Here is an 18052-nt window from a genome sequence, read left to right as displayed (position 1 = left end):
TTTATATATATTGGACTTAAAATTGCAAAAATATAGATAAATATGCCTATTTTATAGAAAAGTATCATGATGAATATTGGATAGAAGGGAGGATGTATAAATAGCTATAATGAGGGCATATATTAATACGGTACTAGAGATTCAGGAGGAATGGAATGGATGCAGTTAGTATTACGTTATGTTATTTAGTGTTTGCCATAGTTATGTTTGTATGGGAGAAGATACCTTTATCGATTACGGCGATGTTAGTATCAGTTGGTCTAGTCTTATCTGGAGTTTTATCTCCTAAAGAGGCCTTTGCAGGCTTTGTAGATGGTAATGTTCTTTTATTTATGGCTATGTTTATCGTGGGTGCAGCATTCTTTGAAACTGGTGTGGCACAAGTGGTAGGTAGTGTAGTTACAAAAATGGCTAGCACTGAAAAAATGCTCATTGTTGCAGTCATGCTAATTACAGGATTATTATCTGGCTTCTTGTCTAATACGGGAACCGCAGCGGTATTGATTCCTGTTGCAATTGGAATTGCACAAAAATCAGGATTTAACCAATCAAAATTTTTAATCCCCTTAGTATTGGCATCGGCTATGGGTGGTAATCTTAGTTTAATTGGGGCCCCAGGAAATATGATCGCACAAGCAGGATTAGAAAAAATTGGCTTATCCTTTGGATTCTTTGATTATGCTTTAATTGGTGGACCAATTTTGTTAGTAGGTATTATTTACTTCTTGTTATTGGGATATAAATTACTGCCAGACACACCAAGTCGTGCTGTAGACTCTACCTATGATACAGTGGAAGATTATAGCCATGTACCAAAATGGAAACAATGGATGGCGACATTGGTATTGGTAGGTACTATCTTAGCAATGATTTTTGAAACTCAAATTGGTGTTAAACTGTATGTATCTGCATGGATTGGGGCACTTATTTCAGTGGCTACGAATGTGGTGACTGAAACAGAGGCGGTAAAATCCATTGATATGAAAACAATATTTTTGTTCGTTGGTTCCTTATCTATTGCTACAGCTCTTGTGAAAACAGGTGCGGGTTCTGTAGTAGCAAATACGATTATGGGATTATTAGGTAGCAATCCAAGTCCATATATTGTGATGGCAGTGATTTTTATCTTATCCGCTGTATTAACAAACTTTATGTCTAATACGGCAGCTACAGCACTGTTGGTGCCTATCGGTTTGCAATTAGCACAGTCTATGGGAGCAGATCCCAAAGCGGTATTGATGGCTACTGTTATCGGTGCATCTTGTGCATATGCAACACCAATTGGTATGCCTGCCAATACCATGGTGTACAACATTGGAGGATATAGTTTTATGGACTACGTGAAAGTAGGGGTTCCTCTCATTGTGATAGTGACAATCGTGTCATTAATTATTTTGCCAATATTCTTTCCCTTTTACCCATAATATAGGAGGTTTGTATGAATAAAGAAGAACAAGTGTTACGAATGACAAAGATCGTTAGTGATTTTGTAGGCCATGTTGCTAAAGTATTACCTGACGATGTACAAGAAAAAATTACAGAATTAGCGAATGATGAACGAAATCCGCTAGCGAAAACAATTTATGCAACTATGAAAGAAAACATGAAGTTAGCAAAAGAGTTAAGTCGCCCATCCTGCCAAGATACAGGAGTATTGCAATATTGGGTGAAAGTAGGTGCTAATTATCCATTGCTTGGTGAATTGGAAAGTATCTTGAGAAATGCAACGTATCAAGCAACACAGGAAACTCCGCTTCGACATAATTGTGTAGAAACATTTGATGAATATAATACTGGAAAAAACATTGGTACTTTAGCACCTTATATTTTATGGGATATCGTGCCAGATCGAGATGATGTTGAAATTTTCCCTTACATGGCAGGTGGTGGTTGTTCCTTGCCAGGTAGCGGTAAAACATTGATGCCTGGAGAAGGCTATGAAGGAGTAGCAAAGTTTGTCTTAGATTTGATGACATCCTACGGATTAAATGCGTGTCCACCATTGTTAATTGGTGTAGGTGTGGCTACGTCTATTGATACAGCGGCGTTACTTTCAAAAAAAGCGTTAATGAGACCCGTGAGTTCCGTGGCACCTAATGAACGAGCAGCAAAAATGGAACAATTGCTAGAAGATGGGATTAATTCCTTGCATATTGGCCCACAAGGTATGGGTGGAGATAAGTGCTTGCTAGGCGTCAATATTGAGCATGGGGCTCGTCATCCATCGGTTATTTCTGTTGCAGTTAATGTGGGATGTTGGAATCACCGCAGAGGCCATATGGTATTTGATAAAGATGGACAATGTACAATTCTATCGCATAGTGGGGTGACATATTAATGGAAAAGAAAGTATTAACAACGCCGATTCAGCGGAAAGATTTAGAAGGTATTAAAGCAGGGGACATCATTTATTTAACAGGTCATATTACGACCTGTCGTGACGTAGCGCATCGTCGGTTGATTGAATTAGGCCGTGAATTGCCTGTGGATGTACGGGATGGCGCCATTTTGCATGCGGGTCCTATCGTCCGAGATCTAGGAGATGACACATTTGAAATGGTGTCTGTAGGACCTACCACAAGTATGCGTATGGAAAAGTTTGAGTACGATTTTGTGAAAGAGACAGGTGTACGCCTTATTGTTGGTAAAGGTGGTATGGGACCGAATACAGAACGTGCTTGTAAAGAATTTGGAGCCTTGCATCTAGTATTTCCTGCGGGCAATGCTGTACTAGCGGCTACAGAAGTGGAAGAAATTGAAAGCGCTAACTGGCGAGAGCTAGGTATGCCAGAAACGCTTTGGACATGTCGTGTGAAAGAGTTTGGTCCTTTAATTGTATCCATTGATACAGAAGGTAATAACTGGTTTGAACAGAAAAAAGTAGAGTATAATGCGAAAAAAGAAGAAGTATTAGAATCTATCTACCAAGAAGTAAAGTTTATTAAATAATGCAAAGCCTATGTAGTTTGTTATACAGATTACATAGGCATTTTTATTTTGTAAGCATCCATGGATTGATAGATGACAAACGCTTTCACGGTACACTGAAATATGCAAATTATGATATAATAAAGGGAATGAAAGCATATCGCGTTACGTTAGTAAGGAGGGCCCATGAGACCATTTGTACATCTGCATAGTCATAGTGAATATAGCCTCATTGATGGCATTAGCCGATTGCCACAAATGGTGAGTCGTGCGAAAGAACTCAATATGTCTGCCCTAGCGTTAACGGACCATGGTAATATGTATGGAGCCATATATTTTTATAAAGAGGCCATAGCACAAGGTATCAAACCCATCTTAGGATGCGAAGTGTATGTGACCGAAGGCAGTCGTTTTGACCGCCCTGAAGGTAAGACCTATGAACGATTAAAGCATTTAATTCTCTTAGCAGAAACCATGGAAGGATACGAAAATATTGTAAAAATTGTATCTAAATCCTCTACAGAAGGGTTCTACCGCAAGCCGCGTGCTGATCGAGATTTGCTATCTACCTACAATAAAGGAATTATTGCTTTGAGTGCTTGTATTGCAGGAGAAATTCCGCAACTAATATTACAGGACAACATTGAGGGCGCTCATCGTGCTTTAGAATGGTATCTTGAGACCTATGGAAAAGAGAACTTTTTCTTAGAGATTCAGAACCATGGAGACCCTAAGGAATTACGGGTTCAAGATGTATTGGTAGATATGGCGGAGCAATATGGTGTGGGACTTGTATGTTCTAATGACTTTCACTATGTCTATGCAGACGATGCGGAAGCTCATGATATTAAGGTATGTATTTCTACGGGTGCAAGGCGGAATGATGTAGATCGCATGAAGTTTTTCAGTAATGAGTTTTATATGAAAAGCGGCGATGAAATGGAAGAACTCTTTGGTCATATTCCAGAAGCTTTGGATAATACGTTGAAGATTGCGGAACGTTGCCATGTAGAGTTCAATTTTGATGCCCACCATTTGCCAAAATTTGATGTACCAGAAGGGGAAACAGCACATTCTTACTTGCGTAAAGTGTGTGAGTCCTATATTCCTCAATTCTATCCAGAGGTAACACCGGTATTACAAGAGCGGCTAGATTATGAGTTAGGTGTTATTAGTCGCATGGGTTTTGAAGATTATTTCCTCATCGTTTGGGACTATGTTAAATATGCTCGTGAACATGGGGTACTAGTAGGCCCGGGTCGTGGTAGTGCCGCAGGGTCAGTGGTAGCCTACTTATTAGGGATTACAGGTTTAGATCCTATTAAATATGATTTGCTCTTTGAACGGTTCTTAAATCCAGAGCGGGTGAGCATGCCCGATATCGATATCGACTTCTGCTATGAAACTCGCAATAAGGTCATCGAATATGTGACAGAAAAATATGGACAAGAACGAGTAGCGCAAATCATTACCTTTGGTACTGAAGCGGCTCGTGCTGTTATTCGTGATGTAGGTCGCGTGCTAGATATGCCTTTACCAGAGGTGAATCGGTTAGCAAAAATGATTCCCAATGAGCTAGGTATCACTTTGAAAAAATCTTTAGAGGTAAAAGAACTCAAAGATCTATATGAAAGTGATGCATCGGTAAAAGAACTATTTGACCTTTGTTTACGATTGGAAGGGATTGCTCGTAATTCTTCTACTCATGCGGCGGGGGTCGTAATTTCAGCAGCACCATTAGATGAGTATGTGCCGGTGCAAAACTCCAATGAAGATGGATTTGTCACGCAATATGATAAAGATAATATCGAAGAACTAGGCCTATTGAAGATGGACTTTTTGGGACTTCGTACGTTGACAGTGATGGGTGAGGCACTACGCCTCATTAAGGAAAATCATGGTGTTGAGCTAGACTTGGATGCCATCCCGTTAGATGACAAGGCATCTTGTGAAATCTTATGTAAAGGGGAAACAGCAGGGGTCTTCCAGTTAGAATCGGAAGGGATTACAAAATTAGTAATGGATTTGAAGCCAGAACATTTTGAAGATTTAATTCCTTTAGTGGCCCTCTATCGTCCAGGACCGTTGGGATCGGGCATGGTAGAAGATTTTATCAAGCGTCGTCATAAAGAAAAAGAAGTGACCTATTTACATCCTATATTAGAGCCTATTTTAGAGGATACATTTGGGGTTATCCTATACCAAGAACAAGTTATGCAGATTGCCTCTGCTATGGGGGGATTCTCCTTGGGGCAGGCGGACTTAATGCGCCGTGCCATGGGTAAGAAAAAGGAATCTGTACTAAAAGCACAACGAGATTCCTTTGTATCTGGTTCTGTGAACAATGGTATCGATGAGAAGCTAGCCAATGAAGTATTTGATCTCTTGCTATATTTCGCAGGTTATGGATTCAATAAATCCCACTCTGCCGCTTATGCCTACATTGCATATCAAACGGCGTATCTGAAAGCCCATTATTTCCCAGAGTTTATGGCTGCTACTATGACAAGCTTTATGGGTAATATGGATAAAATGACGAATTATATCAATGTGTGTAAAGCGAAACAGGTGGCTGTATTAGGACCAGATATCAACCATTCAGAGCGTATGTTTACCGTACAAAATGGACAAATTCGTTTTGGTTTAGGTGGTATCAAAAATGTAGGTGATAATGCCATCGAAGAATTACTAGCAGAACGTAAGACAAATGGGCAATTTACATCCATTGTTGATTTCTGCGAACGTATACCATACCGCGTGGTCAATAAGCGTTTGTTGGAAAGTTTAATCCGATGTGGGGCTATGGATTCTTTCAAAGAAAATCGAAATCAGCTGTTACAGATTTATGAACAAGCCCAAGGGATTGGTTCTAAAGGGCAAAAAAATAATGCTTTAGGAGCGGTGAGCCTCTTTGCGGAGGTTGAGGAAATGGAGAGTATCCATGTTCCAGACTTGCCAGACTTGCCTAAAGAACTAAAGCTGAAAGATGAAAAGGAATATACAGGCTTTTATATTACGGGGCATCCTTTAGATGCCTATCGTGATGAATTGGAAGGACTATTTCAATTAGGGAGATTAGCAGAAAATCCAGAGGATTTTGATGGAAAAACTGTTACCATTGGTGGATTGATTACGGAAAAAGTGGATCGATTAACGAAGGCAAGACAGGAAAAAATGTGCACCTTAACCTTGGAAGATTTCACAGGCACCGTACAAGTAGTAGTATTCCCACAAGGGTATCAAAAAAGTCATATGCTATTGCAACGAGATGGTGTGGTAGCTATCGAGGGACGCATTGATGCGGATGAAAAAGGTGTGCAATGCATTGCTAGTTCCATACAGTTATTGAAAGTAGAATATGATAAAGTACGACAGATACGTATTCATATTGATACAGCTCATGATACACCGCAAGTGAGTCAACAATTACAAAAGCTGTTACAAGAATTACAAGGAGATACACCAGTTACTCTATTCTTGCAACGTCAAAAACGCAGCTTAGCGGTGAACCGTAGTTTTTATTTCACCCCATCAAAAGAATCTATTGGGCGTGTGCAAGCCTTACTAGGGGCCAATGCAGTAGAGTTACTATAAGGAGATAGAAATGAATAAAAAAACAAAGATTGTTTGTACCATGGGACCTAGTACAGATAGTTTAGAAATGGTAGAATCCTTATTGCGAGCAGGTATGAATGTGGCACGTTTTAACTTCTCTCATGGTTCTCATGAAGAGCAAGCAAAGCGTATGGAGCTCGTTCGCTTAGCCTCTACTAGAACAGGTATTCCAGTGGCATTAATGCTAGATACAAAAGGCCCTGAAATTCGCCTTGGCTTATTCAAAGAAGGCAAAGTGTGTTTAGAAGAAGGACAAGCTTTTACGTTGACTACAAGAGATGTGGAAGGAACGAAGGAGATTTGCTCCGTGAATCATGCGGGATTGCCAGAAGATGTGAAAGAGGCAAAACAAATTCTCTTATCTGATGGATTAGTGACATTGCGTATTGATTCTATCGAGGGCACGGAGATTCATACGACTGTTATGAACACGGGTATGATGAGCAATCGCAAACGAGTGGCTGTACCAGGAGTATCCTTATCCTTGCCGCCAGTGTCGGAACAAGATGAAAAAGATTTGGTATTTGGTTGTGAAATGGGTGTGGACTATGTAGCAGCTTCTTTCATGCAACGGGCTAGCGATGTAGTGGCCATTCGTCGTATTTTGGAATCCAAAGGGGCAGATATTCGCATCATTTCTAAAATCGAAAATGAAGAAGGTCTTAATAATTTAGATGATATTTTAGAAGTGTCTGATGGATTAATGGTGGCTCGTGGTGACTTGGGTGTAGAGATTCCAGCCGAAGAAGTGCCTGTATTGCAAAAAATGATGATTCAAAAATGTAATGCCGCCTCCAAGCCTGTTATTACAGCGACCCAGATGTTAGAGTCCATGGTAACCAATCCAAGACCTACAAGAGCAGAAGCTAGTGACGTTGCGAATGCCATATTAGATGGTACTGATGCGGTCATGTTATCTGGGGAAACTGCAGGGGGGGACTACCCATTGGAAGCGGTCACAACTATGGCTCGTATTGCAAAAGTAACAGAAACATCTGATTTATATGTGAATAGTAATCATACAGTACCGTTAGAAGAAGCAAAAACGACAGATGCTATTTGTTCTGCTACTGTTGAAGTAGGACGTTCTTTGGGAGCTAGTGCGATCATTACTTGTACTGAATCGGGTATTACAGCCATGAGTATTTCTCGTCATCGTCCAAACTGTCAAATTATTGCAGTAACACCACATGAACACGCTGTACGTCGTATGCAGTTATACTGGGGGGTGACACCGATTCAAGGACCATCCCACTCCAATTCAGATGAAATGGTACACTGCGCTATGAGTGCCGCCTTAGGAGAAGGATTGATTCAATCTGGTGATTTAGTAGTTGTTACTGCTGGTGTGCCATCTGGCTTATCTGGTACAACTAATATGATTCGTGTTCATGTCACTGGTAATGTATTGATCAAAGGTCGTGGAGTTGGTAAACTATCTGTAACGGGACCAATCCATCACGCTGATTCTACAGAGCCTATGACAGATGGAAGTATTCTAGTAGTTCGTGATTTAGAACCAGAATATATGGAACTAGCAAAACGAGCTGGCGCTATTATTACCGCAGAAGAAGGATACACATCGACAGCAGCTATTGCAGGCATTCAATTTGGTATTCCTGTTATTTTAGGTGCTCATGAGCAATCGCAATTGACAAATGGTCAAGTAGTAACAGTCGATGGTATTCGTGGTAATGTCTATGAAGGTATTGCAAACGCAAGATAGGAGGTAACTATGGAGTATCATATTCCTACACAAGCAGATACAGTGGTAGTAGAAGAAATTGTAAATCGTAAATTGCGCAATTCTATGCTTTGGATGGTGTGGGGCTTATTGACTACAGCCATCATCGGATTTATGGCGTTGACGAACCCCAGTTGGTTACGCTTTGCCCATTCCAACTTTAATATCATTTTGTTAGCCGAAGTGGGGGTAGTGTTTTTATTTTCCTTCCGTCAATACACGGCGTCTAACACATTTTTGAAAGCCATGTTTTTCCTCTATTCCATTATGAATGGATTGACCTTGACCGCTATCGCGTTACACTATTCCTTTGAGGTGGTAGTATATGCTTTAACAGGGGCTGTAGCAGTATTTGGCAGTTTTGCCTTTTTAGGAGTAGTGGTAAAAAAAGATTTGTCTGGATTAGGCACATTTTTAATGGGTGCAGTGATTGCGCTACTCATTGCTAGTTTGATTATGATGTTCTTCGGTGCTAGTGACTTTGGATTATTAGTATACAGCTATATAGCCGTAGGGATTTTTTCCTTATTTACCATGTATGATGTATATCGCATTAAACGGACCATAATGGAAGTAGCTTATGAAGATGAAAGTGTTCTGGAACGAGTTGAATTGATTGGTGCTTTAGGTTTATATCTAGATTTTATCAATATTTTCATCAACTTACTTCGCGTTTTCGGTCGTCGGTAACGTATCGTTAATTTGTGAGAGCACATTTATAAAAGGGGGAGCTATAAGCTCTCCCTTTTAGTATGCAAATCTTTCGATATATGAGATAATATATAATAGATTAACACAAGTAAGGAGGTTGTATATGGAAGCAAAAGAATGGCAAACCTTCGTCACAGTGGTGGAAGAAGGCAATATTACGAAAGCAGCAGAAAAATTATTTCTTTCACAACCTGCATTAAGCTATCGATTAAAGCAAGTAGAAGATATTTTAGGGCGGCCCTTATTAATTCGTGCTAATGATGGCATTGCGTTAACTGCAGAAGGCGAGTTGTATTACGATTATTGCCGACGTATGATTCGATCCCGGGAGGAATTGCGACAAAATATTGGAAAGGTGACGGGAAAAATACAAGGTACCTTAAAAATTGCTGCATCCATTAATTTTGCGGACTATGAGTTGCCTCATTTACTCAATAATTTCACAAAACAGTATCCTAAGATTCGTATTGAGGTAAAGACAGGGTATAGCTCCCATGTGAATAAAATGTTTAATTCTGGAGAGGTGATGATTGCCTTTGCCCGTGGTGAATATAATCATGTGCCGAATGGTGTGCGTCTTTTTGATGAACCCTATTGTTTAGTCTATAAACATCCTGTAGATTACAAGGAATTACGAGATATTCCGATGCTTAACTATCGCACGGATGGATCCATTGCGACAGTGGTAGAAAATTGGAAGAAAGAACATAGCGTAGGGGATGTGAGACCAGCCATGGAACTGGATTCTATGGTGACTTGTCGTCACTTTGTGCGAGAAGGATTAGGTTGGGCTATTTTACCATATTTAGGACTTGGTAGTTGCCGTGAACATGGTATTTATGTAGAACCTTTGCGGATGAAAGATAATCGTCCATTGGTACGTTCTACCTATTTGTTCCATGATGAAGTAAGTACAAAGCTCATTGCAGTGAAAACTTTCATTGATTATGTAACAGAGTATTACGAAAATCATCAAATCGTTACATTACCGGGATATACAAGCTAAGAGGCTGATGTGCGTGTGGTAAGGATTTACAACTGTCAGGTATTTTTGTCCATAGATATAAGTATACAACCTAAAGGGATTTGTATATATTTGGTCAGCAAAAAATACGTCCCTGACTACGTATATAGATAGGGTTACATGTCTGGCCGAACAAGGCCTCATAGTTGATAAAGCGTATAAAGTATTACATATAAAGAGCGCAGCTAATTGAGTTGCGTTCTTTTTGTATGTGGTTTTCATTGTAGTTGGTACTTTTGTATATTACTATGCTTGAGCTTTTACAATGTATAGATTTTGCTAATGCTAATATTTGATTAGTTTAGAATACTATTAACAGACTGTTAATGTATATGAAAGTAGCAATTATTATAGATATATATCATGAAAATAGGAACAATTTAGTAGGAATAACATAAAAACCGCATGATACCTATGTTTATAATGTATTCTCTAAATGCATACATGAAGGCTTTTTGATGATAATAAAATTTTTATAAGCCTTATAAAGGATTTTTATTTTTACCTTCTGAAATGATTGGATATAATGAGAGCGTAAAAAGACCTAGACATTTGCACGTTCTAGTATTCTAGTAAGTGGTGAACCGCCCTTATATACATTCATTTATATATATATTAAGTTTCACGTTTATAGAAAGTATGAGTGCAAGCAACATAGGCAATGTATTTATATCTTATGTAGTAAGGAGACACAAGATGAACAAAAAAGTAATCAATGCTTTGATTATGTTGTTAATCCCAATCGTGATCTGGTATAGCCCAGCTCCAGAAGGATTAGCAGATGGTGCTTGGAAACTATTTGGTTTCTATTTAGCAGCTATCGTAGGCTTAATTTTGAAGCCATTTCCAGCTCCTGTAGTAGTATTATCCGCTATCGCAGGTTCTGCATTATTTTTAGGTAACACAAAAGCAGTTCTTTCTGGTTATGCTACAACAACAGCATGGTTGGTATTCTCTGCATTTGCTTTATCTGTAGCATTTGTAAAGACTGGTTTAGGCCGTCGTATTGCGTATCATCTAATCAATGCATTTGGTGGTACAGTACTTCGTTTAGGCTATGTAACGGCTTTATTAGACGGAATCATTTCCCCAGCTACACCATCTAACACTGCTCGTTGTGGTGGTATCGTATTCCCAATCATGAACTCCGTAGCGAAATCCTTGGGCTCTGAACCTGGTGAAACAGCGAACAAAGCTGGTCGTTTCTTAATGGTTAATACGTACATGGTAACAAAAGTTACATCCTTAATGTTCCTAACAGCGATGGCACCAAATGCACTAGCAGGTGACTTCATGGCAAAAATGTTAGGTGTACATTTAGATTGGGGCTTATGGGCATTGGCTATGTCAGTACCAGGCATAGTAATGTTATTAGTAGTTCCATATGTAACATACTTATTAAACAAACCAACGTTGACTACAGTTGACAATAAGAAAATTGCAGCAGAAGGCTTAGCAGAATTAGGACCTATGACTAGTGCTGAAAAAACATTAGTTGGTATTTTCATCTTTGCATTAGTAGGCTGGGCATTGCCTTCTATCTTAGCAGCATTTGGTATTAAATTTAAAATTGATGCTACTGCAGTAGCTATTGTAGCTATGGTTGCTAGCTTCTGCTTAGGCGCGATTAAATGGGATGATATGGTTGCCAATAAAGGTGGCTGGAACACATTGATGTGGTTCGGTGGTATCATCGGTTTATCTGATGCGTTATCTAAAGCAAAATTCTTCGAATGGTTAGCAGATGTAATGCAAACACATCTTCACTTCGGAGATAATGGATTTGTAGCACTTGTTATTATCGGTATTATTTCCGTAGCAATTCGTTACTTATTTGCATCTGGATCTGCTTATGTAGTAGCAATGCTACCTGTATTCTTGGCAGTAGGCCCAGCAGCAGGTGTAAATCCTATGGCATTAGCATTAGTGCTTTGTGCATCTAACTCTTATGGTGGTGCATTAACACACTACGGCGGAGCAGCAGCACCAATCGTATTTGGCGCAGGTTACAATGATGTAAAAGATTGGTGGATTACTGGCGGTATTATCGCTGTATTGTGCTTAACCCTTACATTCGTAGTAGGCTATCCATGGTGGGGTATGCTAGGCATCCTATAGGACAAGGTAATTTGTATAGTCAGAGTCTACAGGGGAAATACCTCTGTAGAACCTGACTTTTATGCTATATTTTGATGTAATAGAAAGGATTTGCTATGAAACATCTAGTGAAAGCAGCTATGGCTGGCTTTGATGAAAAAAATGATGTATTGGTAACGGTTGAACCAATTGCATCTGGTATCGAAGTAGAATTAAAATCAAAAGTTGAGCGTGCTTATGGTAAGCATATTCGTGCTTTCATTGAAGCCACTGTAAAAGAAGCAGGCTTCGATGGCGTGAAAGTAACAGCTATCGATAAAGCAGCTTGGGATTATACTATTAAAGCCCGTGTATTGGGTGCATTAGAAAGAGGGAGCGAAGCATAATGAGCCAATTAACTGAATTAGCAAAAAAACGTTTATCTCGTTCCATGATGTTCGTACCAGGTAACACGCCTAAAATGATTAACAGTGCTGATATCCACGGTGCAGACTCCATCATGTTTGATATTGAAGACTCTGTAGCAGTCACTGAAAAAGATACAGCTCGTTTATTGACAGCAGAAGCTTTGAAAACTTTAAAATTCAAAGGCGAAACAGTGGTTCGTATCAACCATCCTACACAAACTCCATATGGTTATGCTGACCTTGATGTGATTGTACCAGCAAAACCTGACTTGATTCGTCTTCCAAAAACAGAAGATGTATCTGAAGTAGAAATCGTTGCTAAGAAAATTGAAGAAGTAGAAAAAGCGAACGGTTGGGAAGAAGGTACTATCAATATTATCGTTGCTATTGAATCCGTTAAAGGTCTATACAATGTGCGTGAAATTGCACAAGGTCCTCGTGTAGTAGCGATTGCTCTTGGTGCGGAAGATTACCGTGCTGACCTTCGTACAGGCAAACATAAACCAGCTCATGAATTGTTATTTGCTCGTCAAACCATCCTTCATGCAGCTCGTGAAGCAGGTATCCGTGTGCTTGATACAGTATTCTCCGATGTGAAAGATCCACAAGGCTTCCGTGAAGAAGTAGAATTCATTAAAGCTCTTGGTTATGATGGAAAATCTTGTATTCACCCAAGCCAAATTAAAATTATCCATGAAGTGTTCACTCCAGATGAAAAAGAAATTGCTCATTCTGTAAAAGTGTTGAACTCCTATGCAGAAGCACTTCGCAACAATAAAGGCGTTATCGCCGTAGATGGTAAAATGATCGACGGTCCTATCGTAGTACGTGCACAACGCGTGGTAGATAAAGCCCGTGCAGCAGGTATCAAAGTAGAACTTGAGGAAGGAGCAGAAATCGATGTTAAATAAAATTGGTCGCGATATTCCTATGGAATTAGAATGCCTTCAAGGACGTCGTCTCTATGAAGGACAATTTGCAATGACAGAAACTGCAGTTCGTGCAGGTAAACCAGTGAAACTTCACACTCCAGGTGAAGATAAATTGCTAGGCTCTATCGATGAAGCTATTGAAAAAGTAGGTCTGAAAGATGGCATGTCTATTTCCTTCCACCATCATTTACGTAATGGTGACTATGTAATGCAACTTGTGATGGATCGTATACAAGCAAAAGGAATCAAAGATATTACAATCCTTAATTCTTCCTTAGCACCTTGCCATGAATTCTTAATCGATATGATTAAAGATGGTACAGTAACAGCCATCGAAACATCTGGTCTTCGTGATGCATTGGGCAAATTCTTAAGCTTGAACCCAGGCGTATTAAAACGCCCAGTAGTAATTCGTTCCCATGGTGGACGTGCTCGTGCCGTTTGCACTGGGGAAGCTCATATTGACGTAGCTTTCATGGGCGTACCTGCTTGTGATCGTCGTGGTAATGCTACAGGCCGTAAAGGTAAATCCGCTTGCGGTGCGTTGGGTTATGCTATGGTTGACTCTCACTATGCAGACCAAACTGTATTATTAACAGATAACTTAATCGACAATGTATACCCAATCTCCATCCCTCAAACAGATGTAGATTACATCGTAGAAGTAGAGGCTATCGGTGATCCAGAAGGTATCGCATCTGGTGCTGTGGGAATCACAAAAAATCCTGTACAAATTAAAATTGCGGAAATGGCCGCAGAATTCCTTGATGAAGCTGGTATTATCCAAGAAGGTTTCTCTTTCCAATTGGGCGCTGGCGGAGCTCCATTAGCAGTAGCTAAATTCATCGGTGAAAAATTAGAGAAAAAAGGCGTTGTTGGTGGATTCGGTGTTGGCGGTGCTACAGGCGTACTAGTCAGCATGCTTGAAAAAGGTCACATTAAAGCCATCTACGATACACAAACTTTCGATACTACAGCAGCGGCATCTTTGGATACAAATTCAAATCATATCGAAATGAGCGCATCCATGTACGCAGACCCTACAACAGACTGCATGACAAACTACTTAGATGTAGTATTCTTGGGCGCTACAGAAATCGATACAGATTTCAATGTAAACTGTATGACTGACTCCAACGGTATCTTGATGGGTGCATCCGGTGGTCACTCTGATACAGCAGCAGGCGCAAAAGTAACTGTTATTACATGTCCATTGATTCGTGGTCGCTTGCCTATGATTCGTGAACGCGTGGAAACAGTTATCACTCCAGGTGAAAGTATCGACGTTTTGGTAACAGAACGTGGTATCGCGATCAATCCAAATCGTCAAGATTTGATTGAACGTTTCAAAGATTCTAACTTGCCAATTTACACAATTGAAGAGTTACAACAAATGGCGTACGACATGGTTGGTAAACCAGAAGGTATTGAAGTATCTCAAGATCCTAAAGATGTGGTAGCCATCATCGAATATCGTGATGGATCTATCATCGACGTAGTACGTAAACCATTACTATAATTACATACTATCAAATACAAAAGGATTGAACTCAACGAGTTCAATCCTTTTTGTATATCTAGTATATGTATATGCAATAGACTATTATATAGTGCTTTTTATATAGGTAATAAAGGTATGAACAGCTCTACGTTGTAGGGCATTTGCTTGATAATAAAGCTTTGTTTCTCGCAATAGAGGTGTACCATCTTCCCATAGTAATGGTTCAAAGGTAAATTCATCAGAGAACCTTCCCAATCCTGTTTCTGGGAGAACAGACCATCCTAAATTTTTTCTGATGAATTGTCGACATGTAGCCATGGTATCAACTTTTATACTATCGTTGGGAGGGACTTGGTAATGCTGTTTCCACCATTTATCGATGATAGTATATAAATCATGGGCTGTTGCATATCGTATAAATGGCAAAGTCAAGATGTCTTCTCTGGGCATAGGTTTAGAAGGTAAAGACGTATTGGTTACTAAACCGATGCGATCTGTATGAATTAACAATGATTCACCGTCAATGGATTGAGGACCGCGAATAATAGCAACCTCTACCTCATTAGACTGAAATAATTGAGCTATTTTAGAGCTAATGCCAGTATAAACTTCTAACTTTACCTTTGGATAGGCTTGCGTAAACCCTGATAAAATATCAGGTAACATATAATTGGCATAGATGCTCGAGACGCCAAGCCGTAATGTTCCTGTTATTTCTTTACTATAATTGGATAGAATGTTTTCAAATTCACGCTTTCTATGTAGCATATCTAAGGCATAGTGATAATATAATTCCCCTGTTTCTGTTAAGGTAACGCCACGAGATGTACGTATAAATAAAGGTTTATTGAACTGCTTTTCTAGTTGCTGTAGACGATAAGATAACGCAGGCTGAGAGATATATAAGCGATTGGCTGCCTTCGTCATATTTCCCTCTTCTGCAATAGCAATAAAAAAATGCCAATCTTTTTCCATAGTTTCCATGGTAGCCCTCCTTTAATAAAAATATTTTATCACATAAGATAAATGTAATCTATTTTATTTATTTACTTACAACATATATACTTAAACTATAAAGGCCTTCAAGTAAGGTAAAACCGTAGTTAGTCATAAGTAGGAGGACTAAGATGGCAGGAAAAAGTTTAATCTATAAAATATTAGAATCTCATTTAGTAGAGGGAAGATTGGTTGCAGGTGAAGATATTGCTGTTGCCATAGACCAAACGTTAACACAGGATGCCACAGGGACTATGGCGTACTTAGAGTTTGAATCACTAGGTTTAGATACAGTAAAAACCCTATCCGTATCCTATGTAGATCATAATACATTACAAGATGGATTTGAAAATGCAGATGATCATAAATATTTACAAGATGTAGCAAGTAAATATGGTATTTATTACTCAAAAGCAGGTAATGGGATTTGCCATCAAGTACATTTGGAACGATTTGCTAGACCAGGTCAAACCTTAGTAGGTGCAGATAGTCATACTCCAACTGCTGGAGGTTTAGGGATGTTTGCTATCGGTGTTGGGGGTATGGATGTGGCGGCATCTATGGCAGGAAAGCCATTCCATTTAACTTGTCCTAAAGTTACGAATATTAAATTAAATGGGCGTTTACAACCTTGGTGTGCAGCAAAAGATATCGTGTTAAAAGTATTAAGTATTTTAACCACTAAAGGAAATGTAGGAACAGCCATCGAGTATACAGGTGAAGGTGTGGCATCTTTAACAGTACCAGAGAGAGCAACAATCACGAATATGGGTGCAGAAATGGGGATTACTACATCCATTTTTCCAAGTGATATAAAAACAAAAGAGTTTTTGCGCGCTCAAGGTCGTGAAGATGTATGGGTGGAATTACAGGCAGATAAAGATGCACAGTATGATGAAGTCATTGAAATTGATCTAAATGCATTAGTGCCTATGATTGCATGTCCACACTCTCCAGATAATGTAAAAACAGTAGCAGAATTAAAAGATGTTGCCGTAGATCAAGTGTTAGTGGGAAGCTGTACCAATTCCAGTTATCGAGACTTAATGATCGTAGCAGCAATGTTGAAAGGACGTAAAATTCATCCAGATGTGAGTTTTGGGGTAGCTCCTGGATCCAAGCAAGCATTAGCAATGATTACAAAAAATGGAGCGTTAGCAGATATAATTGCTTCCGGAGCACGTCTGTTTGAAAGTGCTTGTGGATTCTGTGTAGGTTGTGGGCAAGCACCACGAACAAAATCTATTTCTTTACGTACGAATAACCGTAACTATGAGGGTCGTAGTGGGACTAAAGATGCCTTAGTGCATTTAGTTTCAGTAGAAACAGCGGTAGCCTCTGCTTTAACGGGAACGATTACAGATCCTCGTGAAATAGGGATAGAAGTACCAACAATTGAGCTCCCTGAGGTGTATGAAATTGATGATTCCTTGATTGTTGCTCCAAGCTGTGATGTGAACCAATCTATTTTACGTGGCCCTAATATTGGTGAACCTCCAAGTAATAGTGCCTTACCAGAAACGATTTCTGCTAAAGTGGCTATAAAAGTAGAGGATAAAATTACTACAGATCATATTATGCCAGCTGGACCATATTTGAAATTTAGATCGAATGTACCTAAATATAGTCAATATGTATTTAGTCCTGTAAAAGCAGATTTTGCTGAGCAATGTAAAGAAAATGTTGAGCATGGATACTATAATGTGATTGTAGCTCGTGAAAGTTATGGACAAGGATCTTCTCGTGAACATGCCGCACTTTGCCCAATGTATTTAGGAGTAAAAGCAGTGATTGCAAAATCTATTGAACGGATTCATATGGATAATCTTGTTAACTTTGGTATTTTGCCTTTATTATTTGAAAATGATGCAGATTATGAGAGTATTCAAGAAGGTGATGAATTATTCTATCATTGTGATGATGCTTCCTTTGCAGCTGGTGTATTTACCGTAGAGAATAAAACAAAATCTACTATTTATACATTAAGAACACCATTAAATGAACGACAACTAGAAATTGTTCGAGCAGGAGGTAAATTGAACTTCTTGCGTAATGGTGGACAATAATTAGTAATAATAGTTAATATATGCAGTAGGA

General features: G+C 39.3%; 13 protein-coding genes. 12 read left to right on the top strand and 1 reads right to left on the bottom strand.

Annotation, left to right across the window (positions count from 1 at the left end):
* Positions 1-155: 155 nt before the first annotated feature.
* From EO112_RS03385 to citF, 11 genes are all read left to right on the top strand, one after another.
* Positions 156-1424, top strand: a complete 1269-nt coding sequence (locus EO112_RS03385) for an SLC13 family permease (protein ID WP_009352853.1) — start codon at positions 156-158, stop codon at positions 1422-1424.
* A gap of 14 nt (positions 1425-1438) precedes the next feature.
* Entirely contained in the window at positions 1439-2338 is a 900-nt protein-coding gene (ttdA, locus tag EO112_RS03380; RefSeq protein WP_009352839.1) for a L(+)-tartrate dehydratase subunit alpha, read from the top strand.
* Positions 2338-2949, top strand: a complete 612-nt coding sequence (ttdB, locus tag EO112_RS03375) for a L(+)-tartrate dehydratase subunit beta (protein WP_009352944.1) — start codon at positions 2338-2340, stop codon at positions 2947-2949. Before ttdA ends, ttdB begins: the two co-directional genes overlap by 1 nt.
* A gap of 165 nt (positions 2950-3114) precedes the next feature.
* Positions 3115-6522 (top strand): DNA polymerase III subunit alpha, encoded by a 3408-nt coding sequence (locus EO112_RS03370; RefSeq protein ID WP_009352982.1) that lies wholly within the window; start codon positions 3115-3117, stop codon positions 6520-6522.
* A gap of 10 nt (positions 6523-6532) precedes the next feature.
* A complete protein-coding gene (pyk, locus tag EO112_RS03365; RefSeq protein ID WP_127162907.1) occupies positions 6533-8269 on the top strand; it encodes a pyruvate kinase in 1737 nt (578 codons plus the stop codon).
* A gap of 9 nt (positions 8270-8278) precedes the next feature.
* Complete coding sequence (locus EO112_RS03360; protein WP_009353001.1) at positions 8279-8977, top strand: Bax inhibitor-1/YccA family protein; 699 nt, start codon at positions 8279-8281, stop codon at positions 8975-8977.
* 124 nt (positions 8978-9101) lie between these two features.
* Entirely contained in the window at positions 9102-10004 is a 903-nt protein-coding gene (locus EO112_RS03355; RefSeq protein WP_009352904.1) for a LysR family transcriptional regulator, read from the top strand.
* A gap of 714 nt (positions 10005-10718) precedes the next feature.
* Positions 10719-12140: an anion permease gene (locus EO112_RS03350; protein WP_009352992.1), complete on the top strand. Its 1422-nt coding sequence runs from the start codon at positions 10719-10721 to the stop codon at positions 12138-12140.
* A 95-nt stretch (positions 12141-12235) separates the two neighbouring features.
* A complete protein-coding gene (locus EO112_RS03345) occupies positions 12236-12505 on the top strand; it encodes a citrate lyase ACP (protein ID WP_009352869.1) in 270 nt (89 codons plus the stop codon).
* Positions 12505-13437, top strand: a complete 933-nt coding sequence (locus EO112_RS03340; RefSeq protein WP_009352816.1) for a CoA ester lyase — start codon at positions 12505-12507, stop codon at positions 13435-13437. The genes EO112_RS03345 and EO112_RS03340 overlap by 1 nt, the downstream gene beginning before the upstream one ends.
* Positions 13427-14977: a citrate lyase subunit alpha gene (gene citF, locus EO112_RS03335; protein ID WP_127162905.1), complete on the top strand. Its 1551-nt coding sequence runs from the start codon at positions 13427-13429 to the stop codon at positions 14975-14977. Before EO112_RS03340 ends, citF begins: the two co-directional genes overlap by 11 nt.
* Positions 14978-15061: 84 nt before the next feature.
* On the opposite strand, the gene EO112_RS03330 is transcribed toward citF, so the two are convergent.
* A complete protein-coding gene (locus tag EO112_RS03330; RefSeq protein ID WP_127162903.1) occupies positions 15062-15943 on the bottom strand; it encodes a LysR family transcriptional regulator in 882 nt (293 codons plus the stop codon).
* Positions 15944-16086: 143 nt separating this feature from the next.
* Between EO112_RS03330 and EO112_RS03325 the strand changes: the two genes are divergently transcribed.
* A complete protein-coding gene (locus EO112_RS03325) occupies positions 16087-18021 on the top strand; it encodes an aconitate hydratase (protein ID WP_127162901.1) in 1935 nt (644 codons plus the stop codon).
* Positions 18022-18052: the final 31 nt, after the last annotated feature.

This window comes from Veillonella sp. VA141, assembly GCF_003992175.1.
Classification (GTDB): Bacteria; Bacillota; Negativicutes; order Veillonellales; family Veillonellaceae; genus F0422.
Note: the sequence above shows the minus strand (reverse complement) of the source record. Positions and strands in the feature narration are given on the sequence as shown.

What these genes read in the sequence shown, in the direction of transcription:
- EO112_RS03360 (WP_009353001.1), top strand. Translation starts at nt 8,279, where the DNA reads ATGGAGTATCATATTCCTACACAAGCAGATACAGTGGTAGTAGAAGAA.
- ttdB (WP_009352944.1), top strand. Translation starts at nt 2,338, where the DNA reads ATGGAAAAGAAAGTATTAACAACGCCGATTCAGCGGAAAGATTTAGAA.
- EO112_RS03370 (WP_009352982.1), top strand. Translation starts at nt 3,115, where the DNA reads ATGAGACCATTTGTACATCTGCATAGTCATAGTGAATATAGCCTCATT.
- EO112_RS03330 (WP_127162903.1), bottom strand. Translation starts at nt 15,943, where the DNA reads ATGGAAACTATGGAAAAAGATTGGCATTTTTTTATTGCTATTGCAGAA.
- pyk (WP_127162907.1), top strand. Translation starts at nt 6,533, where the DNA reads ATGAATAAAAAAACAAAGATTGTTTGTACCATGGGACCTAGTACAGAT.
- citF (WP_127162905.1), top strand. Translation starts at nt 13,427, where the DNA reads ATGTTAAATAAAATTGGTCGCGATATTCCTATGGAATTAGAATGCCTT.
- EO112_RS03340 (WP_009352816.1), top strand. Translation starts at nt 12,505, where the DNA reads ATGAGCCAATTAACTGAATTAGCAAAAAAACGTTTATCTCGTTCCATG.
- EO112_RS03325 (WP_127162901.1), top strand. Translation starts at nt 16,087, where the DNA reads ATGGCAGGAAAAAGTTTAATCTATAAAATATTAGAATCTCATTTAGTA.
- EO112_RS03350 (WP_009352992.1), top strand. Translation starts at nt 10,719, where the DNA reads ATGAACAAAAAAGTAATCAATGCTTTGATTATGTTGTTAATCCCAATC.
- EO112_RS03355 (WP_009352904.1), top strand. Translation starts at nt 9,102, where the DNA reads ATGGAAGCAAAAGAATGGCAAACCTTCGTCACAGTGGTGGAAGAAGGC.
- ttdA (WP_009352839.1), top strand. Translation starts at nt 1,439, where the DNA reads ATGAATAAAGAAGAACAAGTGTTACGAATGACAAAGATCGTTAGTGAT.
- EO112_RS03385 (WP_009352853.1), top strand. Translation starts at nt 156, where the DNA reads ATGGATGCAGTTAGTATTACGTTATGTTATTTAGTGTTTGCCATAGTT.
- EO112_RS03345 (WP_009352869.1), top strand. Translation starts at nt 12,236, where the DNA reads ATGAAACATCTAGTGAAAGCAGCTATGGCTGGCTTTGATGAAAAAAAT.